The sequence below is a fragment of the Pseudomonas sp. Z1-14 genome, assembly GCF_051132005.1.
Taxonomy (GTDB): domain Bacteria; phylum Pseudomonadota; class Gammaproteobacteria; order Pseudomonadales; family Pseudomonadaceae; genus Aquipseudomonas.
The window spans coordinates 5460233-5481978 of record NZ_CP071646.1 but is presented as its reverse complement, the minus strand read 5'-3'; the positions used below and the strand labels follow the sequence as shown (position 1 = coordinate 5481978).

At 62.1% G+C, this 21746-nt stretch carries 21 protein-coding genes; 10 read left to right on the top strand and 11 right to left on the bottom strand.

Annotation, left to right across the window (positions count from 1 at the left end; all coding sequences use genetic code 11):
• Positions 1 to 67: 67 nt before the first annotated feature.
• The 9 genes from fis to J3P89_RS25175 all read right to left on the bottom strand — a co-directional run bounded on the left by fis (position 68) and on the right by J3P89_RS25175 (position 10318).
• Positions 68 to 388, bottom strand: coding sequence for a DNA-binding transcriptional regulator Fis (gene fis, locus J3P89_RS25215; protein ID WP_025211617.1), 321 nt, complete (start codon positions 386 to 388; stop codon positions 68 to 70).
• A complete protein-coding gene (gene dusB / locus J3P89_RS25210) occupies positions 385 to 1392 on the bottom strand; it encodes a tRNA dihydrouridine synthase DusB (protein ID WP_434569938.1) in 1008 nt (335 codons plus the stop codon). Before dusB ends, fis begins: the two co-directional genes overlap by 4 nt.
• 184 nt (positions 1393 to 1576) lie before the next feature.
• Positions 1577 to 2806, bottom strand: coding sequence for a DUF3426 domain-containing protein (locus J3P89_RS25205; protein ID WP_434695982.1), 1230 nt, complete (start codon positions 2804 to 2806; stop codon positions 1577 to 1579).
• Positions 2807 to 2836: 30 nt separating this feature from the next.
• The gene (gene prmA, locus J3P89_RS25200; RefSeq protein ID WP_305497077.1) at positions 2837 to 3715 is read right to left on the bottom strand and encodes a 50S ribosomal protein L11 methyltransferase; all 879 of its coding nucleotides are present in this window, start codon (positions 3713 to 3715) and stop codon (positions 2837 to 2839) included.
• A gap of 231 nt (positions 3716 to 3946) precedes the next feature.
• Entirely contained in the window at positions 3947 to 5305 is a 1359-nt protein-coding gene (accC, locus tag J3P89_RS25195) for an acetyl-CoA carboxylase biotin carboxylase subunit (RefSeq protein WP_007971365.1), read from the bottom strand.
• Between the two features lie 17 nt (positions 5306 to 5322).
• Positions 5323 to 5787, bottom strand: a complete 465-nt coding sequence (gene accB / locus J3P89_RS25190) for an acetyl-CoA carboxylase biotin carboxyl carrier protein (protein WP_053118072.1) — start codon at positions 5785 to 5787, stop codon at positions 5323 to 5325.
• A gap of 48 nt (positions 5788 to 5835) precedes the next feature.
• On the bottom strand, positions 5836 to 6288 hold the full coding sequence (gene aroQ / locus J3P89_RS25185) for a type II 3-dehydroquinate dehydratase (RefSeq protein ID WP_305497076.1): 453 nt from the start codon (positions 6286 to 6288) through the stop codon (positions 5836 to 5838).
• Between the two features lie 360 nt (positions 6289 to 6648).
• A complete protein-coding gene (locus J3P89_RS25180) occupies positions 6649 to 7251 on the bottom strand; it encodes a methyl-accepting chemotaxis protein (protein ID WP_370871141.1) in 603 nt (200 codons plus the stop codon).
• A 1396-nt stretch (positions 7252 to 8647) separates the two neighbouring features.
• A complete protein-coding gene (locus J3P89_RS25175; RefSeq protein WP_434569935.1) occupies positions 8648 to 10318 on the bottom strand; it encodes a diguanylate cyclase in 1671 nt (556 codons plus the stop codon).
• Between the two features lie 430 nt (positions 10319 to 10748).
• On the opposite strand from J3P89_RS25175, the gene J3P89_RS25170 reads away from it, so the two are divergent.
• The 6 genes from J3P89_RS25170 to J3P89_RS25145 all read left to right on the top strand — a co-directional run bounded on the left by J3P89_RS25170 (position 10749) and on the right by J3P89_RS25145 (position 17405).
• On the top strand, positions 10749 to 11816 hold the full coding sequence (locus tag J3P89_RS25170; protein ID WP_434569934.1) for a DUF2333 family protein: 1068 nt from the start codon (positions 10749 to 10751) through the stop codon (positions 11814 to 11816).
• Between the two features lie 3 nt (positions 11817 to 11819).
• Positions 11820 to 12377 carry an NUDIX hydrolase gene (locus J3P89_RS25165; RefSeq protein ID WP_434695981.1) on the top strand — a complete coding sequence of 186 codons (558 nt, stop codon included), beginning with the start codon at positions 11820 to 11822 and terminating at the stop codon, positions 12375 to 12377.
• A 171-nt stretch (positions 12378 to 12548) separates the two neighbouring features.
• Positions 12549 to 12920 (top strand): translation initiation factor Sui1, encoded by a 372-nt coding sequence (locus J3P89_RS25160; protein ID WP_249876288.1) that lies wholly within the window; start codon positions 12549 to 12551, stop codon positions 12918 to 12920.
• Between the two features lie 208 nt (positions 12921 to 13128).
• Positions 13129 to 15042, top strand: coding sequence for an arginine decarboxylase (gene speA, locus J3P89_RS25155; RefSeq protein WP_039593533.1), 1914 nt, complete (start codon positions 13129 to 13131; stop codon positions 15040 to 15042).
• Between the two features lie 246 nt (positions 15043 to 15288).
• On the top strand, positions 15289 to 16611 hold the full coding sequence (locus tag J3P89_RS25150; RefSeq protein WP_434695980.1) for a type VI secretion system Vgr family protein: 1323 nt from the start codon (positions 15289 to 15291) through the stop codon (positions 16609 to 16611).
• Positions 16608 to 17405, top strand: coding sequence for a DUF4123 domain-containing protein (locus J3P89_RS25145; RefSeq protein ID WP_434695979.1), 798 nt, complete (start codon positions 16608 to 16610; stop codon positions 17403 to 17405). The genes J3P89_RS25150 and J3P89_RS25145 overlap by 4 nt, the downstream gene beginning before the upstream one ends.
• Before the next feature lie 5 nt (positions 17406 to 17410).
• Here J3P89_RS25145 and J3P89_RS25140 read toward each other — a convergent pair whose 3' ends face one another.
• Together J3P89_RS25140 and J3P89_RS25135 are read right to left on the bottom strand one after the other, a co-directional pair.
• Entirely contained in the window at positions 17411 to 18760 is a 1350-nt protein-coding gene (locus J3P89_RS25140) for an MATE family efflux transporter (protein WP_434695978.1), read from the bottom strand.
• Positions 18761 to 18982: 222 nt separating this feature from the next.
• On the bottom strand, positions 18983 to 19276 hold the full coding sequence (locus J3P89_RS25135; protein ID WP_305497064.1) for a hypothetical protein: 294 nt from the start codon (positions 19274 to 19276) through the stop codon (positions 18983 to 18985).
• 164 nt (positions 19277 to 19440) lie between these two features.
• Between J3P89_RS25135 and J3P89_RS25130 the strand changes: the two genes are divergently transcribed.
• From J3P89_RS25130 to J3P89_RS25115, 4 genes are read left to right on the top strand one after another with little or no spacing between them, the layout of a single operon-like run.
• Positions 19441 to 19746 carry a MazG-like family protein gene (locus J3P89_RS25130; protein WP_434626302.1) on the top strand — a complete coding sequence of 102 codons (306 nt, stop codon included), beginning with the start codon at positions 19441 to 19443 and terminating at the stop codon, positions 19744 to 19746.
• Positions 19743 to 20492, top strand: a complete 750-nt coding sequence (locus tag J3P89_RS25125; protein ID WP_434695976.1) for a methyltransferase — start codon at positions 19743 to 19745, stop codon at positions 20490 to 20492. The genes J3P89_RS25130 and J3P89_RS25125 overlap by 4 nt, the downstream gene beginning before the upstream one ends.
• A 24-nt stretch (positions 20493 to 20516) precedes the next feature.
• Positions 20517 to 21125 carry a DUF4136 domain-containing protein gene (locus J3P89_RS25120; protein WP_305497058.1) on the top strand — a complete coding sequence of 203 codons (609 nt, stop codon included), beginning with the start codon at positions 20517 to 20519 and terminating at the stop codon, positions 21123 to 21125.
• A gap of 20 nt (positions 21126 to 21145) precedes the next feature.
• Positions 21146 to 21703 (top strand): DUF4136 domain-containing protein, encoded by a 558-nt coding sequence (locus tag J3P89_RS25115; RefSeq protein ID WP_434695975.1) that lies wholly within the window; start codon positions 21146 to 21148, stop codon positions 21701 to 21703.
• Positions 21704 to 21746: the final 43 nt, after the last annotated feature.

Genomic DNA, 21746 nt, shown 5'->3' with positions numbered 1-21746 from the left:
AGCAAGGGAAGTCAGCAAAAAAGGCGACCGTTTTTTACGCGGGCGCCTTTCTGGTTTGATTGAATGCTTACAGCAGATCGTACTGCTTGAGTTTCTTGCGCAGGGTGCCGCGGTTCAGGCCCAGCAGCTCACTGGCCTTGGTCTGGTTGCCCTTGACGTAGTTCATCACGCTCTCGAGCAGCGGTGCCTCGACTTCGGAAAGCACCAGGTTGTACACATCCGTGACGGCAGCGCCCTCAAGGTGGGCGAAATAATTGTGCAGCGCCTTCTCGACGCTCCCGCGAAGGGTCTGGCCTTCTTCGCTGGGCGTGTTGAGGTGCTGTTTCAAATTCACGTTGTCGCTCACGGGTGTTATTCCACTCACTAAAGTCTCGGTCATCATCGTCATGCGGCCACCCCTTCGTCCCCTGTCAGGCTCTTGTAACGTTCGGCGAAAAACGCCTGAACGTCGGCGCATTGTGCTTGCGTACCATCCAAACGATTGAAACGGGCGCGAAACTCCCTGGCGCCCGGCAGGGTTGCGAGATACCAGCCCACATGCTTGCGAGCGATGCGTACGCCCATGACTTCGCCATAGAAGGCGTGCAGCGCGGCCAGATGCTCTAGCAGAATACGTTCCACCTCGGACAATTGCGGCGCAGCGAGCTTTTCGCCGGTGCGCAGGAAATGTTCGATCTCACGAAAAATCCATGGCCGCCCCTGGGCGGCCCGGCCGATCAACAGGCCGTCGGCACCGGTCGCGTCCAGCACGTACCGGGCCTTTTCGGGCGAATCGACATCGCCGTTGGCAAACACCGGAATGGACACCGCCTGCTTGATCGCGGCAATTGTGTCGTACTCGGCTTCGCCGGTGTACAGGTCGGCACGGGTGCGGCCATGCACCGCCAGCGCCGTGATACCTGCCTGTTCGGCGATCTTCGCCACCGTCAGGCCGTTCTTGTTGTCCCGGTCCCAGCCGGTGCGGATCTTCAGGGTCACCGGCACATCGACTGCGGCGACAACTGCCTGCAGGATCTCGGTGACCAGTGCTTCATCCTTCAACAGCGCCGAGCCTGCGGCCTTGTTACAGACCTTCTTCGCCGGGCAGCCCATGTTGATGTCAATGATCTGCGCCCCCAGCTCGACGTTCGCCCGGGCCGCCTCCGCCAGCATCTGTGCGTCGCCACCGGCGATCTGTACCGAGCGGGGCTCGGGATCGCCTTCGTGGATCATGCGCAGACGCGATTTGCGGGTGTTCCACAGACTCATGTCGCTGGTGACCATTTCCGAGACCACGAGACCGGCGCCCAATCGTTTGCACAACTGACGAAAGGGCTGATCGGTAACGCCCGCCATCGGGGCGAGGACCAGACCGTTCTGCAATGTATATGGGCCGATGCGTACCGCCGACATAGGACTTCCCTGAAGTGGGGCCGGATCATGAGACTTCGAAAAAGGGTTGGCATGATACCCGCTCTCGATGACTGGATAAAGGTCGAATTGGATAAAATCTGAACAGCTATTCTGTTATCGCCAGCGGTTTGGTCTGGGTGGGTCGAGTCAGAAAGCTGCCGTCAATCAATCGGCCCTGGCGGCTTCATTCGGGTGAATGAAAGCTCAGGCTGTAGTTCACCGCTTTCGGCCCCGGATCGAGGATATCCAGGGCGATATGGATCGGCGTCTGCGGCGGCATTTCCCCCCGGCCTTCGAGATCGCCGCCCAGGTACTCGCCTGGCTTGAAGCGACGGCTGGCGATCAGGTGACCGTTGAGGTCGGCAAAACGCAACTCCAGCAGCGGGAACGGCTGGGAGAAGGGCGCGCGATTGTAGATGATCGCATCCACCACCAGGGCGCCGCTGAATTCCGGATGGCTGCGCACCACCAGGTTGCTGCTCTTGATCTTGGCGATGTCGACCTTCGACGGGACATCGCAGCCAATGACCGGGCAGATTTGCAGGAACCACGGACGGTACTGGTCCTGGCGGGCCAGTTCTTCGAAATGGTAGGCGATGTACTGGCCGGCCAGCGCTGCCGCGCCGAGCAATATCAACAGGCTCCAGAGCAGGCGACGGCCCCAGGGCGAGCGGCGTTTGCGCCAGTCCAGTTGCAATGGATCATCGTCCAGGTCCTGCAGGGCTTCGGCGCGTATCCCCGGCTCATGGCGCTCGCGCTTCTTGCGCGGCGTTGCCGCAGGCTCCGGCTCGTCATCCAGGTCGTCGGTGGCGGACAGGCGCTCAAGGTGTTCGTGCGGCTCGTCGTCCGGCGTGAGGCTGAGCGGGGCGACGGGTTCGTCGTCCGGCTCCAGGGGCTCCAGGGCCAGGGACAAGGAAGGTTCGGTCCGTGGCGGCCGGGCGGGCTCATGAGGCTCGAACGGCTCGACCGGCATTTGCAGAGCGCCTTCGGCGCGCTCGTCGGGGGCTTCGCTGTAGAGGCTGTCGGACCAGGCTTCCTGCTCCTGCGGAAGCTGCTCGCGCTGGGCGCTCAGGTTGTCTTCGCGACGCCGGCCAAAGCTGTCCGGGGCGCGCTTTTCGAGGCGCTCCAGACGCGCCAGCTCCTTGTCCAGGTCATCGAGGTCGAGCTCGGCGGCGCTCCATTGTTTCTGGCTGATGGCGCGGGGCGGCGGTGTATCGACGGCTGGTGCGGCGAGAGGCGCGAGTGGGGGCGCAACGGTCTTGGCCGTGCGCTGCTCGAGCAATTGTCGCGCGGCGTTGAACACCTGCAGGCACGAGCCGCAGCGAACCACCCCGCGTGCCACGCTCAATTGAGCATGGCTGACACGAAAACTGGTGTGGCAATGCGGGCACTGGGTGACGAAGCTGTCGGTCATGCGGCAATCCGGTCGATACAGGCGGCCATTCTAGCGCCGACGTCCAGTGATGCGCACCCAGCCATCGCGATTGGCAATCGGGTCCAGGTCGAAATCCCCGGCGTAGGCGGCGGCGACTTCTTCGCCCTGTTCCGCCAGGATGCCCGACAGCGCCAGGCGTCCGCCCGGCTTGACCAGGCTGGACAGCTGCGGTGCCAGCGACACCAGCGGGCCGGCGAGGATGTTGGCCACCAGTACGTCGGCCTGTACTTGGGGCAGGTCTTGGGGCAGATACAGCGGGAAAAGTGCTTCGGCAATGTTGTTGCGACCGGCGTTGTCGCGGGACGCTTCCAGGGCCTGGACATCAATATCGGTGCCGACCGCTTCCTTGGCGCCCAACAGCAGCGCGGCAATGGCCAGGATCCCCGAACCGCAGCCGAAGTCCAGTACGTGGCAGTCCTTCAGGTCCTGGCCGTCGAGCCACTCCAGGCACAGCGCGGTGGTCGGGTGGGTGCCGGTGCCGAACGCCAGGCCCGGGTCCAGCAGCAGGTTGACCGCGTCCGGCTCCGGTGCGGCATGCCAGCTCGGCACGATCCACAAGCGCTGGCCGAAGCGCATCGGTTGGAAGTTGTCCATCCAGCTGCGTTCCCAATCCTGGTCCTCGATCACTTCGCTGTGGTGCTCGGGTAGCGGGCCGCCGGTCAGCAGCTCCAGGTGAGCAAGCACGCTGGTGGCTTCGGTGCCACCCTCGAACAGGGCCAGCAGGTGGGTGTGAGACCACAGCGGGGTAGTGTTGAGTTCCGGCTCGAAGATCGGCTGGTCTTCGGCATCCATGAAGGTGACCGAAACGGCGCCAACTTCAAGAAAGGCGTCTTCATAGGTTTCGGCTTGTTCCGGGCTGATGGCCAGACGTACTTGCAGCCAAGGCATGGCGGGCACCTTTGGAAAATGATGATTGCAGCCTAGCGGCCAGCGAAGCGCGCAAGTTTACGCGAGCGCAAGGCTTTTGTGGGAGCGAGCTTGCTCGCGAAAGCGGTCTGTCAGTCACATTGATGTCAACTGACATCGCTTTCGCGAGCAGGCTCGCTCCCACAGAGTTTACGAAACCTGCAGAAACGACAAAGCCGCCCGAAGGCGGCTTTGTCTGGTGCGGGTTGAAGCTTAGTGCTTCTCGCCAGCCAGCTTGTGCTCGAGGTAGTGAATGTTCACGCCCCCTTTGCAGAAGCCTTCGTCGCGGGTGAGGTCGCGGTGCAGCGGGATGTTGGTTTTGATCCCATCCACGACGATCTCGTCCAGCGCATTGCGCATGCGCGCCATGGCTTCGTCGCGGGTTGCCCCGTAAGTGATCAGCTTGCCGATCAACGAGTCGTAGTTCGGCGGAACGGCATAACCGCTGTACAGGTGCGAATCGACGCGAACGCCGTTGCCGCCCGGGGCATGGAAATGCTTGACCGTGCCAGGGCTTGGCATGAAGGTTTTCGGGTCTTCGGCATTGATCCGGCATTCCAGCGCGTGACCGCGGATGACCACGTCATCCTGAGTGAACGACAGCTTGTTGCCAGCGGCGATGCTGAGCATCTCCTTGACGATGTCGATGCCGGTGACCATTTCCGAAACCGGATGCTCCACCTGAACGCGGGTGTTCATTTCGATGAAGTAGAAACGACCGTTCTCATACAGGAACTCGAAAGTACCCGCGCCGCGGTAACCGATATCGATGCAGGCCTTGACGCAGCGGGCCAGGACTTCCTGGCGAGCCTGCTCGTCGATGCCTGGTGCCGGCGCTTCTTCGAGGACCTTCTGGTGACGACGCTGCAGCGAGCAATCGCGGTCGCCGAGATGAATCGCCTGGCCTTGGCCGTCGGACAGTACCTGGACCTCGACGTGACGTGGGTTGGTGAGGAATTTTTCCAGATAGACCATCGGGTTGCCGAACGCCGCGCCTGCTTCGGAGCGGGTCAGTTTTGCCGAGGAAATCAGGTCTTCTTCCTTGTGCACCACACGCATGCCGCGACCACCACCGCCGCCGGCGGCCTTGATGATCACCGGATAGCCGACTTCGCGACCGATGCGCAGAGCGGTTTCTTCGTCTTCAGGCAGCGGGCCGTCGGAGCCCGGAACGGTTGGCACGCCGGCAGCGATCATGGCGTGCTTGGCCGAAACCTTGTCGCCCATCAGGCGAATGGTTTCGGCTTTCGGACCGATGAAGGCAAAACCGGAGTTTTCCACCTGTTCGGCGAAGTCGGCGTTTTCCGCGAGGAAACCGTAGCCAGGGTGAATGGCGGTAGCGCCGGTCACTTCGGCGGCGGCGATGATCGCCGGGATGTGCAGGTAGGAGTGCGCAGCCGACGCCGGACCGATGCAGACGGATTCATCCGCCAGGCCCAGGTGCATCAGTTCTTTGTCGGCCTTGGAGTAAACGGCGACGGTCTTGATGCCCATCTCTTTGCAGGCACGCAGAATCCGCAGGGCGATCTCACCGCGGTTAGCGATCAGAACTTTTTCCAACTTCGCAGTCATCAAAGGCTCTCCGCGGTTCAAACGATGGTGAACAGCGGTTGGTCGTACTCAACCGGCTGGCCGTCTTCGACGAGGATGGACTCGATCACACCGCTGGTTTCAGCTTCGATGTGGTTCATCATCTTCATGGCTTCGACGATGCACAGGGTGTCGCCTTTCTTCACGGTCTGGCCAACTTCAACGAAGGACGGCGAGCTCGGGGAAGACTTGCGATAGAACGTGCCCACCATCGGCGAGCGAGCAACAGTGCCGTTCAGCGTCGGCGCGGCCGGTGCGGCAGGTGCAGCGGCGGCAACTGGCGCAGCTGCCGGAGCAGGTGCAGCGGCTGGCGCTTGCATCGGTGCCGGTGCATAGAACTGCTGGGCCGGGGTCTTGCTGTGGCGGCTGATGCGTACGGACTCTTCGCCTTCCTTGATCTCGAGCTCGTCGATGCCGGACTCTTCCAGCAATTCGATCAGTTTCTTAACTTTACGGATATCCATGAATCATCAACTCCCAAGGGTCGGTCAGGGGCGTTTAACGCTTGTTGTTCAAGCTGTTGCCTGTTTTTCAAGCTGCTCTAGAGCGGCCTCCAGGGCCAGTCGGTAACCGCTGGCGCCAAGGCCGCAGATCACGCCTACTGCTACATCGGAGAAGTAGGAGTGATGGCGGAAAGGTTCGCGTTTGTGCACGTTGGACAAATGCACTTCGATGAATGGGATGCTCACTGCCAGCAGCGCGTCACGTAATGCGACGCTTGTATGTGTAAAAGCCGCGGGATTGATCAGAATGAAGTCCACGCCTTCGCCGCGCGCGGCATGGATGCGGTCGATCAATTCATATTCGGCATTGCTTTGCAGGTAGAGCAAATGATGGCCGGCGCTACGGGCCCGTTGCTCCAGGTCCTGGTTGATCTGGGCCAGTGTCACGGCGCCATAGACGCCCGGTTCACGGGTGCCCAGCAGGTTCAGGTTGGGTCCGTGCAGGACCAGAAGGGTCGCCATCTGCTGTTCCTTGTTGTCTGTGAGCAGGTGTCAGAACCCGGAGACTATGCCGCAAAGTCTTTGTGACTGTCCAGTTCCCGGCAATAGCCGGCACGTTGACCGATGTTTGCGCGAAGTTTGTGACCATGCCTCCGGGTTCGGTCACTCGCAGCCATGAGCCCGCAGTTGAACCCGGTGGGACTAATACTCCTAAGGCAATCGAACCATCCGTGGCGAGGGAGCTTGCTCCCGCTCGGCTGCGCAGCAGTCGTAACCGGCGGGCGTGGTGTGCCTGATGCTCCGCACATGGCAGGTTTTGGGGCCGCTTCGCGACCCAGCGGGAGCAGGCTCCCTCGCCACAGGTTCAGTGGGCTTCTGAAATCACACCCGGAACGCCTGCACCGCCGTGTGCAAGCGCCCGCCCAGGAGCAGCAGGTTGTCGCCCTGTTCCCGGCCCTGGCCGATGCGCTGCAGGTTATCCCCGCCCAGTTGGTGGATCCGCTCGCTGTGATCGCGGATTTCGCTGACGGCGCCGCTTTGCTGGGCGGTGACATCGGCGATGCGCACCGCGGTATCGGCGATGGTCTGGATCGCCTCGACGATTTTATCCAGTGCACCATCGGCCGCCTGGGCCTGGCTGGCGGTGGCTTCGGCGTGCTCGACCTGGGCGCGCATGCCTTCCACGGACTGGCGTGCAGCCTGCTGCAAACGGGCAATCAGCGCCTGGATCTCGGCCGTGGCGCCTGCGGTGCGTTGAGCCAGGGAGCGGACCTCCTCGGCCACAACCGCAAAGCCGCGGCCCATTTCCCCGGCGCGGGCGGCTTCGATGGCGGCATTGAGGGCCAACAGGTTGGTCTGGTCGGCAATCGAGCGGATGACGGTCAGCACGCCGCCGATGGTCGCCGACTCCTCAGCCAGCTGTTCGATCATTTGCGCATTGCCCTGCACTTCGCCGACGAGCGAGTGCAAGCCGGCGAGGCTCATGCCGATCACTTTCTGGCCTTGCTCCACGGCATGGCCCGCACTGCGACTGGCATCCGCGGCCTGGCTGGCATCGCCGGCCACTTGCTGGATGGTCGCTTCGAGCTCACTGAGGGAGTCGCGGATCAATGCCGTGTCACCGGCCTGGTCTTCGGCACCGCTATGCAATTCGCCACTGAGCTCGGCCAGGGTCCGGCTGCTGCCGGCCACCTGTTCGGCGTTCAGGCGGATGGTACCGACCAGATCCACCAGATAGGCGCGCAGGCGATTGAGCGAGGCTTCGATGTCCTGCAATTCACGGTTGCTGGCGCCGACACGGATATCGCCACTGAAATCGCCTTCGGCCCAAGTGGAAAGGGCCGGCGCCAGGCGGGTCAAGGTCCGGGCCAGGCGTCGCTGCAAGGTATCGATAAGAAGGGCGATCAGCAGAATCAGACCGATCATCACCCCTTGGATGACCCGTACTTCGCCCTGGATCTGCCCATGTTGGGCACGGACCGCAGGCTCCATGGCGTCGATTGCCTGTTGCACATCGGTGGTTTTCAAGTGCGTGGCATCGGCCAGCTCGGTGCGTTTCTGGATCAGTTCGCGCGTGCGCGCCAGTTCCGCGGGATAACGCCCGAGCAGGCTGTTGAGTTCGCGCTTGAGGGCAATCCCGGCGTCTTCGGCGGCGGCCTTTTCCTCGGTTTCCAGACCCATCAACGCGGCGAAGTCATCGCTGCCCGATTCGTTGCTGGCGGTGACGCCGAGCAGCGGCAGACTGTCCAGTTGCTGGGCCTGGGTGCGGACGTTGGCCAGTTCCCGTTCGACATCAGCGGCCAGTTCACTGCGGCCGCTGCTGACCAGTTTGTCCCGGGCGAGGGACAACCGGCCCAAATGCTGTGAGGCAGCAAACAGCGGCGGCAGATAAGCCGGCGCGCCGTTGGCGTACTGGGCAAGTTGGTCCAGGCTGGCGCTCAGCTCACGTTCAGCCTGCAACAACAGGGCCTGTGGATCAGCCGCCAGTTTGCCGGCGGCCAGCAGGTCGGTCTTGCTGAAACCGTCAAGGTTCGACAGGCTCGGGCTTAGCGTCCTGGCCAGGTCCGGCGGGAACTGGTCCAGATCTTTTTGCAGGGTTTCCAGGGCCTGGGTGGCTGCGCTGAGGCGCAAGGCGTCGCCGCTGGCCAGGTAATCTTCGATGTTGCGCGCCACTTCGCCCTGGAACTGCCGCGACAGGCCCAGGTAACGTTCCATCAGCAGATAAGGACGCTCCAAGGCGATCTGCGACCACCATAGGGTGGCGCCGAGGCCAAGGCATACGGCAACTAAAAGAACAGTGTTGAGGTTGGTCAGCAGCTTCAGGCGCATCAAGGGTCTACCGGGGGCAGAATCGTAAGTGCCTGAAGTTATTGCGTTTGCGTTACACGTTTATGACCGAATCAGTCGATTCCGATGAAAAAGTGGCACTTTGCTTTGATTGACGGGCGCTCTGCACCCGATTGCGCCCGGCGTGCTTGGCACGGTACAGCGCCTCGTCCGCCTGGCTGGCCATCATCAAGCTGTCGGACTCTTCGCTCATCTCCACCACCCCGGCGCTGAAGGTGCACCACAAGTCCTGGGGTTGGGCCGGGTAGTGAATCTCGGCAAAGCGCTGGCGGATTTCGTCCAGCACTGTGCAGGCGGCATCAATGTCGGTGTCGGGCATGACGATAGCGAACTCTTCGCCGCCGTACCGGCCGATGAAATCGGTCTTGCGCAAGCGTTGCTTGAGAAACAGCGCCAGGCTCTTGATCACCCGGTCGCCCATGGGGTGGCCGTGGCTGTCATTGACCCGTTTGAAATGGTCGATATCGAGCATGGCGAAGCTCAAGGGCTTGCCCTCACGGCGGGCGCGGAAGCTGCAGTCTTCGAGCAATTGCAGGATATGGGTGTGGTTGTACAAGCCGGTGAGGCTGTCGCGCACCATCCGCGCCTTGAGATTGCGGGCCCGTGCTGCACGGTTGCGCACGGTGGTGATCAGGTGCCTGGGCTTGATCGGTTTGGTCAGGAAGTCATCACCGCCCTCGCTCATGGCGTCGAGCTGTTTGTCCAGGTCGTCTTCGGCGGACAGGTAAATGATCGGCACGCTGACGTAGCGGTCGTTGTGGCGGATCACCTTGGCCAGTTCCGTACCGGTGCAGGCGGGCATGTACATGTCGAGGATGATCAGGTCGGGCTGGAAGTCCGCCAGCTCGGCCATGGCCTGGATCGGCTCGATCAGCGTGCGCGTGACAATGCCGGCGCTGTTGAGCAGGCGTTCGGTGTGCAGGGCCTGGGCGCGGGAGTCATCGATGATCAACACTTTGTAGGGTTCGTACTGGGCGACGCAGGTCAGCACTTCGATTTTTTCCAGCAGGCTCGAGGCCTCCAGCGTGCCGGTGAGAAACTCCTGCCCGCCGGCGCGCACGGCGGCCAGCCGCGTTGGTGTATCGGTTTCCAGCAAACTGAAAAACAATAGCGGCAGTGGTTGATCCAGGCCTTCCTGGGCTTGGGCCGCCAGCTTCAGGCCCACGCCCGGGCCGCTGAAATCCACGTCCATGACAATAGCCGCAGGCAGGCGCTCGACCATCGCGGCCCGGAATGCCGCGACGCTGTCCAGGGACTGGGCGCTGAGGCCGAAGAATTCCAGTTGCTTGGCCAGCCGTTCGGCACGGTCATGGTCTTGCAGCAATATGTAGATGGGCTTGCGCAGCGGTGGCAGGAAGGTCTGCTCGAGCTGGTCGCCATGGCGCAAGCCGGTGCGGGACAGGCGTTGCATCAAGCGGTTGATCTCGGTGATCAGCTGGCTGCTCAAGCGCCCGCGATTGGCGTCTACCGCTTGCAACGACTGGCCGATACCTTGGGCAAGCTGGCAATGCTCAGGTTGCTCGAAACGCTCGGCAAAGCGCAGCAGGCGCAGATTGGCTTCACTGAGCTCCGACAGGTCGGTACTGGACCATTCGCTGCGTTGCAGGCGCTGCCATATCTCCAGGATCTGGCGAGCCTGATGAATTACCCGCTGGGCAAAGTGGTGCTTGAGGCGCTCGCGGCTGGGGTCTTCTGGCTCGGTCATATCCTGACTACTAGTTAGGGGGCATGCTGAGATCGACTGGTGGCTCTATGCTAGCACCTCTTTTCCCTTACATGAGTGTTCTACATCAATAATCTGCCAGGAGGCGCCATTCAGTTTCTGACCTGTCGGTCTGGAATTGCCTTTGCGGACGTGGTGACGGCCCTGTAAATAAAGGTCTTCAGGGGGTTTCCAATAGCCGATCCAAGCTATTTCGGTACGGCACAACGACGCGGCTGCAGGATGTTGCCTGCGCTTTTCTTCGACGTTGTTTCTTCGATTTTCCAGCGGATGAGGTTCAGGGATTCCCCTAGGCGGGTCTTTGTCTCGTGGCGGTAATTCTCCGATAAGCCCAACGACGGATGCCGGCCAAGGCACGTTGATGTAAGGTTGTGGTCGAACCGTGAACTCAAGTGATTGAAGGGATATCGCCATGCTGGACTGGAAGAACCGCGCGGGCAGCGCGCCTGAACGCGCCGCCGAACCGAAATCGGACACCCGCAGCTATCTGGGTGGGCTGTTTTTCAGTCGGGCGCTGGCCACGCTCATTGGCCTTTACCTGCTAGTGACTATTGCGGTCGGCTGGTATTGGAGCCAGGAGCCCGAGTTGTTTCCGGTACAGCAGAACGCCCAGGCAGCGGCCGAGAAGGATGGCCGGCAGATGGTGGTCGGCTACACCACCGTGGAAACCCTCAAGACCGTCGCCGGAACCTTGCTGACCAAGCAGGGCGGCTACATTTCCAACGACCGCTTCCCGCCAGGCCTGTGGATGGACAACATGCCCAGTTGGGAATACGGCGTGCTGGTGCAGGTCCGCGACCTGAGCCGTGCCCTGCGCAAGGACTTCGCCCGTTCCCAGTCGCAGTCCGCCGAAGACGCCGACCTGGCCAAGGCCGAGCCGCGCTTCAACTTCGACAACCGCAGTTGGGTGCTGCCGTCCAGCGAATCGGAATACCAGGAAGGCATCAATTCCTTGAGCCGTTATCAGGCGCGCCTGTCCGATCCAAGTCAGAAAAGCGCGTTGTTCTACGCCCGCGCCGACAACCTGAACAACTGGCTGGGGGATGTCGGTACGCGCCTGGGGTCGCTGTCCCAGCGCCTGTCCGCCAGCGTCGGCCGGGTCAAGCTCAACACCTCGCTGAAGACCGAGGTCCCGGCGCCAGGCCAGGTGCCGCAGGTTGACGAAGAGGTGGTCGAGACACCTTGGCTGCAAATCGACAACGTGTTCTACGAGGCTCGTGGTCAAGCCTGGGCGCTGTCTCACTTGTTGCGCGCCATCGAGGTGGATTTCGCAGACGTGCTGGCGAAGAAGAACGCGACGGTCAGCGTGCGGCAGATCATTCGCGAACTGGAGGCTTCACAGGAGCCGATCTGGAGCCCGATGATTCTCAACGGCAGCGGCTTCGGGGTGTTGGCGAACCACTCGCTGGTCATGGCCAACTATATTTCTCGCGCCAATGCGGCGGTGATTGACCTGCGGCAATTGCTCAACCAGGGCTGAAGGATGGACGAAAGCACCCGGGAGGACGCTCATCGAGTGGCCTCGGATGCCGAGCTGATCGCTTGGGTCGACGAAGACGACAATCTGCTCGGCAGCCTGGTGCGCTCGGATCTGCGCGAGCGAGGCCTGATCGGACGCGGCACCTACATCATGCTGTTCAATTCGGCGGGCGAGCTGTGCGTTCATCGAAGGACTTTGAGCAAGGCTATCTACCCCGGCTATTGGGATGTCGCGGCAGGGGGAATGGTTCAGGCCCACGAGACCTACGCCGAGTCGGCGGCGCGCGAGCTGGCCGAAGAATTAGGCGTGAGCGGCGTCGAATTGGTCGCCCACGATCATTTCTATTTCGAGGACGGCGGCAGTCGCCTGTGGTGCGCGGCGTTTTCCGCCGTGTGGGACGGGCCGTTGGTCCTGCAACCGGAAGAAGTCCTGGAAGCGCGCTTTCTGCCCGTCGAGCAGGTGCTCGATGAAATCCGCCACAAACCGTATTGCCCGGACTCCCTGGCGGCGCTTGGGCGCTATTTGCGCGCCCGTGAGCGCGGTGTCGCAAAGAAGCTGTAAATTGGCGCTGATTGGCCCTTAGCAAGTGGGCTTTTTGTCGTTACACTGCGCGACTTTTCAAGCTTGGCCGACTTCGTTCGGTCCAGCTGCGCTGCCCCTGCCTGAGTGGGGCTTCGCGGTCGAGGCACTTTCGCCCCTCGACCAGTCTTTGTCCTCCGAAGAGGATTGCCGGTGGCCAAAAAAGCCGCATCCTTCGCCGCCCTGGGCGGCCTGGTATTTTCTACCGACGCCGGTCGTCATTGCCCTGATTGCCGCCAGCCGGTGGATGCCTGCATCTGCAAACAGACCGCCATACCCGCCGGGGACGGCATTGCTCGCGTACGCCGCGAAAGCAAAGGTCGAGGTGGCAAGACGGTGACCACAATCACCGGCGTGCCGCTGGCCGAGGACGCGCTCAAGGAGCTGGCAACGACGCTTAAAAAGCGCTGTGGTACCGGCGGCGCGTTGAAGGACGGCGTCATCGAGATCCAGGGCGATCACGTCGAGCTCTTGCTGGCGGAACTCACCCGACACGGTTTCAAGGCAAAGAAGTCCGGCGGCTAGCAGCTTCTGTGAAACCCACCCTGGCTTGATCCGAACCCCGGTTCGCGATCGCCCACATGGTTTTCACAGAGCCTGTTCTGAACGGGGTTCTAAACTCAGCGCTGCGGGCAGGGTCTACCTGCTTACAGGCAAATCGTCATTTCCATTCTCTAGACTGCGCCAGCCTCCGACCGGATGGTGCATTTTGACTTCTTTATAGGGGACTTCGATGTCCGTACGACGCACACGCAAAGACGATGGCAGCCAATGGACAGTTGCGGACAGCCGCAGCGTTTACGGGATCCGCCATTGGGGGGCCGGGTATTTCGCGATCAATGAAGCCGGTCGCGTCGAAGTCCGTCCGAACGGCCCCGACAGTTCGCCGATCGATTTGTACGAGCAAGTCGACCAGTTGCGCCAGAGTGGCCTTTCGTTGCCGCTGTTGGTGCGCTTCCCCGATATCCTGCAAGATCGGGTGCGTCAGCTCACCGGCGCCTTCGACAGCAACATTGCACGCCTGGAATACCAGAGCCAGTACACCGCGCTTTACCCGATCAAGGTAAACCAGCAGGAGGCGGTGATCGAAAACATCATCGCCACCCAGAATGTCTCCATCGGCCTGGAAGCCGGTTCCAAGCCCGAGTTGCTGGCGGTGCTGGCCCTGGCGCCAAAGGGCGGGACCATCGTCTGCAATGGCTACAAGGACCGCGAGTTCATCCGCCTGGCGCTGATGGGCCAGAAGCTGGGCCACAATGTCTTCATCGTGATCGAGAAAGAGTCCGAAGTCGGCTTGGTAATCGAAGAGGCTGCGTCGCTCAAGGTCAAGCCGCAGGTCGGTCTGCGGGTGCGCCTGTCGTCCCTGGCATCGAGCAAATGGGCCGATACCGGTGGCGAAAAATCCAAGTTCGGCTTGTCCGCAGCGCAGTTGTTGTCGGTGGTCGAGCGCTTCCGCGGCGCCGGCCTCGACCAGGGCATCCGCCTGCTGCACTTCCACATGGGCTCGCAGATCGCCAATCTGGCGGACTACCAGCATGGTTTCAAGGAAGCGATCCGTTACTACGGTGAGCTGCGCAACCTCGGCCTGCCGGTGGATCACATCGATGTCGGCGGCGGTCTGGGCGTGGACTACGATGGTACGCACTCGCGCAACGCCAGCTCGATCAACTACGACATGGACGATTACGCCGGGGTCGTGGTGGGGATGCTCAAGGAGTTCTGCGATGCGCAGAGCCTGCCGCACCCGCACATCTTTTCCGAGAGCGGCCGCTCGTTGACCGCCCACCATGCGATGCTGGTGGTCCAGGTCACCGACGTCGAGAAGCACCATGACGATGTGCCGGTGATCGAAAACAAGGAAAGCCTGCCGGAAACCGTGCAATGGCTGGTGGACCTGCTGGGCCCGACCGATATCGAGATGGTCACCGAGACCTACTGGCGTGCCACCCACTACATGAGCGACGTGGCTGCGCAGTACGCCGATGGCAAGCTGACCCTGGCGGAAAAAGCCCTGGCCGAGCAGTGCTACTTCGCCGTTTGCCGTCGTCTGCACAACTCGCTGAAGGCCCGTCAGCGCTCGCACCGTCAAGTGCTCGATGAGCTCAACGACAAGCTGGCCGACAAGTACATCTGCAACTTCTCGGTGTTCCAGAGTTTGCCGGACACCTGGGCGATCGGCCAGGTGTTGCCGATCCTGCCGTTGCATCGTCTCGATGAAGAGCCACTGCGCCGCGCCGTGCTGCAGGACCTGACCTGCGACTCCGACGGCAAGATCAAGCAATACGTCGATGAGCAGAGCATCGAGACCAGCCTGCCGGTCCATTCGCTCAATCCGGGCGAAGACTATCTGCTGGGCATTTTCCTGGTGGGTGCCTATCAGGAAATCCTCGGTGATATGCACAACCTGTTTGGTGACACCGATTCGGTGAACATCTACCAGAACGCCGACGGCAGCGTGTACCACGCCGGTATCGAAACCCACGACACCATCGAGGACATGTTGCGCTACGTGCACCTGTCGCCGGAGGAGCTGATGACTCACTACCGTGACAAGTGCGCCAGCGCCCGGATCACGGCGGCCGAACGCACCCAGTTTCTGGATGCCCTGCGTCTCGGGTTGACTCGTTCCTCCTACCTGTCTTCCTGACAGGGCAATAGCGCCAAGCGCAACGCCCTCCGGGGCTGTCAGAAAATACGTCGCATGCCGCGGGTATTTTCGGACAGTTCCGGAGGGCGTTTTGATTTGCGCTGTGGAAATTTCCTCACACGGGGGCAGCTAATCGGAAAGGTCCTTATTTCGTGTAGTCCCGTTCCTTACTTGTACTTGGCCCCTCTACTCGACCCAGGCTCTCGGCCAGAATGCCCGGTCGCCCCCTCCTGTAGAGAAATGCCGATGTCCTGTCCAGCCCGCGAGTCATCATTTCGTCTGGAGATAGCCGGTCTGCCCGAGTCCTTTGTTGTCGTGGCCTTCACCGGCAATGAAAACATCAGCGAACCTTTCCTGTTCGAGGTGGAACTGGTGACCAGTGACACGCCGCTGGACCTGGCGGGCCTGCTGTACCGCAGCGTCTGGTTGAGTTTCGGGAGCTGCGGCCGGGGCATTCACGGACAGCTCCACGAAGTTGTGCAGCACCGTCATGGAGGTAATTGCGATGTGCGCATCGAGCCGAAGCTTGCATGCCTGGCGCAGCGCTTCAGCCAGCGGGTGTTCAGTGGCCGCTCGGTACCGCAGATCATTCGCCAGGTCTTGAGCGGGCATGGCATCGGCGGGCGCGGGCTGTGCCTGGATTTGAGCGGTGATTTTGCGACGCGGGATGTCTGTAGCCAATACCGGGAGTCCGACCTGCAATTTCTGCAGAGGATATGCGCCCAGGCTGGTATCCGGTTCCATTTCGAGCATGCCCGGGATGGGCACTGCCTGGTTTTCTCCGATGCGCCGGGCAGTGTCTTTTCCGCTGGCGAGGTTATCTTCGGCGGTGACGGCCAGGCCGACGCCGTGCACGCCTTCAGCGCTCAGGCTGGCTTCGAGGGTATCGGCATACAGGCCTCCGAGGGCCAGAGCGATCTGATGCACTTGCACAGCGGGCAGACCCTGACCCTGACCGCTCACCCTTTCAAGGACTGGAACCGGCGCTGGTTATTGACCAGGGTCGAGCATCGTGGCCAGTCAGGTCGATATGCCAACCGGTTCCGGGCCATTCCCTTCGCGCTGTCGTTTGTGGCAGACAAGGTGCCTGCGAAGCCGGTCATGGTGAGCCGGCAACGCGGATGGGTGGTAGACGTGGATGAGCCTGCGGGCCAGGTGCCTGGGCGAGTGGCGGTGCAGTTCGACTGGGTCTATCAAGGCGAAGGGGCCAGCGCCAGCCATTGCTGGCTGCCGTTGGCGCCTGAGCTGGCGGCCTGCGCAGGCGATCGGATTCGTGAGGGCACCGAGGTCCTGGTGAGCTTTATCGAGGGTGACCCGGATCGCCCGCTTATCTGTGCCTTTCTCGGCCCACCGCCCCTCATTGGCACACAGCCAGCGCCAGCCAGTGCGAGTTTGTCAGAAATACCCGGGACGCCTGGGGTTGATGACCACCTGTTGTCTGCAGTGCGCGGTGGCGAGCCGCTGTTCCTGCTGTGCCTGTTGCCCGGCGGAGGGGCGTTCCACCCCTGCGCCCAGGCGGTGTGCATCTGCCGCCTGGTGACGCAACGTGGTGCGGGCGCAGCGCCATGAACGCTGCCGCCATGCCTGGGGCCACGCCGCAATGGCTGCTGCTCGACGCGCCGAACGGCCCCGGAGCCGCGCTGCGCCTGCGGGAGCAATTTGCCGAGGCACGGCACTTTCTTCTGTTCGAAAACACCGATCTTCACGAACTGAGGGACGAAGGCCCGCTATTGGTTGATCTGCAGCGATCGCCAGCGCTGGCCAGTCTGTGCCAGCTGGATAGTCAATCCTGGCCGGGGCTGCTGATAGTGAGCGCGGCGCCTGCCGAAGTATTGCTGACGCATTTGCGGCGCATGCTGACGGTCACGCTGGGCCTGCACTACAAGGCTTTGTTGAGCTATTACAACCCGCACACCGCGAGTTATTTTTTTGATGGTTGCGACCCTCGGGAACTCAGTTGCTGGCTGGGGCCGATCAGCATTCTGCGCTGGTTCGGAGGCACCTGGGCTGATCGGACCATGGGCTCGGAGGGCTGGCAACAGCTCGCCAATCCTGGCTTGTCGGTGCCGGCTCTGGAGAACGAGCCGGGCCTCAGTGACAGGCAACAAAGCCAGTTGCAGGCGTGTGTATTGGAGCGTCATGTCTGGCGTTGGTCCTGCTCCATTGGGCATGACTACTGGTCGCTCTGGGAATATATGCAGCAAGGGTTGGCGCTGGGGTTCAGCGAACAGAGCGCCCTCGACGGCTGGTTGTGGCTACGCTTGCAATACCCTGATGCGCAGCCAGCGCCGGAGCTGGCTGGCGGCTCGCAACACGAGCGTCTGGAGCAGTTGCGGCGGCTATGGCAAGGCAACCAGGATTGAAGGCCTCACCGGGCATTGCCACCGAGCCAGCTGTCGTGTCGTTGCAAACGCCAGGCGAAGGTACCGAGCGTCAGGCTGCGCAAGGCCATGAACAGCAGGAAAGTGATCCACAGGCCGTGATTGCCCAATCCTTGCAGGACCCAGGCGAACGGCAACGTCAGTAGCAGGGTCAGGAGCATGCCGTTGCGCATTTCCCGGGCGCGGGTGGCGCCGATGAACAGGCCATCGAGCAGATAGCTCGATACCGCAATCAACGGTAACGCCGCCAGATAAGGCAAGTAGTGGTAAGCGGTGGTCCGCACTTCGGCGATGTCGGTCTGCATGTCGATGAACAGATGCCCAGCAAGCAGGAACAGCAGGGCAAACCCGAGGCTGGCAATCAGTGACCAGCCGCTGGCAACGACCAGCGCACGGCGCAGGGCCAGGCGGTCGCGAGCCCCAATAGCGTGGCCGCACAGTGCTTCCACGGCGTGGGCCAGGCCGTCCAGGGCGTGGGCCGTCAGCAGCAGGCCGTTGAGCAGCAGGGCATTGGCGGCCACGGTCGCATCGCCCAGACGCGCGCCTTGCACCGTGATCAGGAAAAACACCGATTGCAGCACCAGGCTGCGGATGAAAATGTCCCGGTTCACCGCCAGCAACGGTCGCCAGCTCTGCCACAAGCCCAGCGCCGCCCAGGCTATCTGCCCAGGCCAGTTGCGCAGGGTGTTGCGCGCCAGGGCCAGGCCTACCAGCGCGCCCGTCCATTCGGCGATGACCGACGCCCGGGCCGAACCGGTCACGCCCCAGTCCAGGCCGATCACGAACCAGAGGTTCAAGGCGATGTTCACCAGGTTGGTCACCAGCAGGATCGCCAGCGGCGCGCGGGCGTTCTGGGCGCCGAGGAACCAGCCGACCAGCGCATAGCTGGCCAGCGCCGCAGGCAAGCCGAAAAGGCGAGTGTGGAAGAAATCGCGGGTCAACTGGTTGAGCTCGGCGGACGGTTGCATGAAGTGCAGCGCCATGTCGCTCAAGGGAATGCCGACGGCACCGAGCAGCACCGCCAGCCCCATCGCCAGCAGCAGGCCCTGCAACAACACCTGGCGCAACGCCGCGCCGTCGGCACGCCCGGCCGCCTGGGCGGCGAACCCGGTGGTGCCCATGCGCAGGAAACCCATGGCCCATGCCAGCACCGTATACAGACTCGCTCCGACCGCTACTGCGCCTAACTGATGGGCATGGGGCAAATGGCCGATGACGGTGCTGTCCACCAGCGCCACCAGCGGCACGGAAATGTTCGAGAGAATCATCGGCGCAGCCAGCGCCCAGACCCGGCGATGAGTAAGGCGGTCGCGCCAGTCGGTAATCAGCTTGGGCATGCGGGCTCCTTGAAGGAGCGCGATTGTAGCGGGTTATTGCAGCGTTTCATTCATCTGTGCGGCAGGCTTTTGTGGCGAGGGAGCTTGCTCCCGCTCGGCGGCGCAGCCGTCGCAAGACTGGGGGGCGCGGTGTTTCTGGAGAACCGCGTCAGCCCGGTTTGGGACTGCTGCGCAGTCCAGCGGGAGCAAGCTCCCTCGCCACAAGGTGTCCAAGTTGGGGGCTCAGTGAATAATCCAGCTCAACAGCCACAACCCCAGCACCAGCCAGATGATGCCCATGACGATCGACGCCCGCATGAAGGCGCGGATCGCCGAGTACAACAACATCAGCCCGAGGATCAGCGCAATGATGCTGATGATTGAAGTATCCATTCCCAGCGTCCGGGACAGGCCTTCGACAAAATTGCCGCCGGCATTGGCCAGGGTGTTGAACAGGCCACTGAGCAGATCGACGATAAAACGGATCACCGAACCGAGCGCCTGACCGAGCCATTCGAAAAAGCTTTCTACCTGCATGTGTGCGTCCTGATGAGAGGGAATCCACGTTGAGCCTTTTGCTCCTGAATGTAGGAGCGGTCTGGGCCGGGATCGTTCGATTATGGGGCAAACCGGCGCTTTGTATCGAGACTCTTGCCTTACCTCGTCATCCCCTCGAAGCTATGCGCATCCAGGAGAGCCCGATGAACCTTGTTGAACTGACCGAACGCCTGCATGCCATCCGTGATCGTAACGATTGGCGGCAATTCCACAGCCCGAAAAACCTGGCCATGGCCGCCAGCGTCGAAATGGCTGAATTGGTGGAGATTTTCCAGTGGTTGACCGAGGAGCAGTCACGCCAGTTGCCCGCGGAAAAACTTGCCCACGCCGGGCAGGAAATCGGTGACATCGTCTTGTACCTGTTGCTGTTGTGCAGCGAGCTGGGCCTGGACATGGACGCCGTGGTGCGCAGCAAGTTGGCCGACAGCGAACGGCGGTTCGGCCAATGAGCGATCGCCATTTCGATCAACTCGCCACGCGTTTTGCCGAAAAAATCTACGGAGGAGCCAAGGGGGCTATTCGGCTGGCCGTGCTTCAGGCCGATCTCCTTGAAGCGTTGCCGGATCGCCCCTTGCGAGTGCTGGATATTGGCGCGGGGCTGGGCCACATGTCGCTGTGGCTGGCCGAGCGCGGGCATCAGGTCACCCTGGCCGAACCGGCCGAGCCGATGCTCGAAGGCGCTCGCCAACGCTTTGCCGAGGCGGGCCAGGCCGCAACGTTCATCCAGGCGCCGTGGCAGGATCTGCTCGGCCAGCTCACCGAACCTTACGACCTGGTGCTGTGCCACGCGGTGCTCGAATGGCTGGCCGAGCCCCATGCGATCCTGCCGGTGCTGCATCAGTTGACGGTGCCTGGCGGCTGGTTGTCCCTGGCATTTTACAACCGCGATGCGCTGGTCTATCGCAACCTGCTCAAGGGGCACTTTCGCAAACTGCGTAAAAACGACTTGGCCGGCGAGAAACAAAGCCTGACCCCTCAGCAACCGCTTGATCCACGAGAGTTGGCGGCGCAACTTGAAGGCCTGTGGCAGGTCGAAACCCAGAGTGGGGTGCGGGTTTTTCACGACTATATGCCGGTGGAGTTCCAAGGCCGTGCAGAGCTTGCGCAACTGCTGGAGATGGAACTGGCCCACCGTCGCCATCCGGCCTTTGCCGGCTTGGGACGTTATCTGCACTGGGTTTGCCGTCCCCTCTGATCCGCGAAGCAATCGGAGAGCGAAATGAAAGGTCGTTCAGGGTTAATGGTGTTGTGCCTGGGGCTGGCGGCCTGTCAGGGCAGCAACCCTTATGTCGCGACATCCAGGCCGCTGCCGCCAGCACCACCCGAGGCCGCCACGGTATTCGATCGCAGCGCCTATCCCGCACCGCCCCGGGATTACGGGCGCTATCGCAGCTGGGCCTGGCTCAACGGCCGACTGCCACCGGGCACGGCCTGGGCGGACTCGGCGCAGGTGGCCGAAGCGGTGAGCAATGCCCTGGACCAGCGCGGCCTGCGCCCGCTGCATGACAATCGGCCGGCGGACCTCTTCGTCAGTGCCGACCTGCGCCTGGAGACCCGCGTACGCCAGGTCCGCGACGATTATGATTCAGGCTACTACGGCGGTTACAACCGATACGGGCCGGGTTATGGCATGTATAACAGCGTCCCCGTGGTACGCACTTACCGGGAGCAGGTCGTGGTGGTTCGGGTTGATCTGTTCGATGCCCGCAACAACCAGCCGGTGTGGAGTGCCAGCGCCGAGACCAGCCAGCGAGGCAGTCAGAGCGAACGTAGCGATGCCATTCGTGAGGCGGTGGAAAAGGCTCTTTCGGCTTATCCTCCCAGTTGATTACGCAACGGAGAAAAACCATGTTCCGCCGTATCGCCCCATTTGCCCTGGCCTTGTTGCTTGGCGCCTGCACTTCCAATCAGGTCAATCATGACTTCGACACCACCCGCGATTTCGCGGCCTACCGCAGCTGGAGCTGGAAAGAGCCGGCGCTGCAGTACCGTCCGGATGACCCGCGCATCAAGAGCGACCTGACCGAACAGCGCATCCGCCAAGCCGTCGCCGATCAGCTTGATCAGCGCGGCTTGCGCCCGGCTCCGTCCGGTACCCGCAGCGATGTGCAGGTCCAGGCCTACCTGATCGTCGAGGACCGTCAGCAACAGGTGACGACAAACTACGGCGGCGGCTGGGGCGGCCCCTGGAATGGCTATTGGGGCGGGCCGATGTATAACGAAACCCGCAACGTCAGCTACAAAGTCGCCACGGTGCAGATCGACCTGCTCGACGGCAAGGATGGCAAGTTGGTGTGGCGCGGTAGCGATGAGCAACTGCTCAGCGAGTCGCCCAACCCTACGGAGCGCAGCACGAAGGTGCGCGAGACGGTGGGGCGGATCCTGTCGAATTATCCACCGCGTTGACGAATGGCCCTTGTGGGAGCGAGCCTGCTCGCGAAGAGGCCGT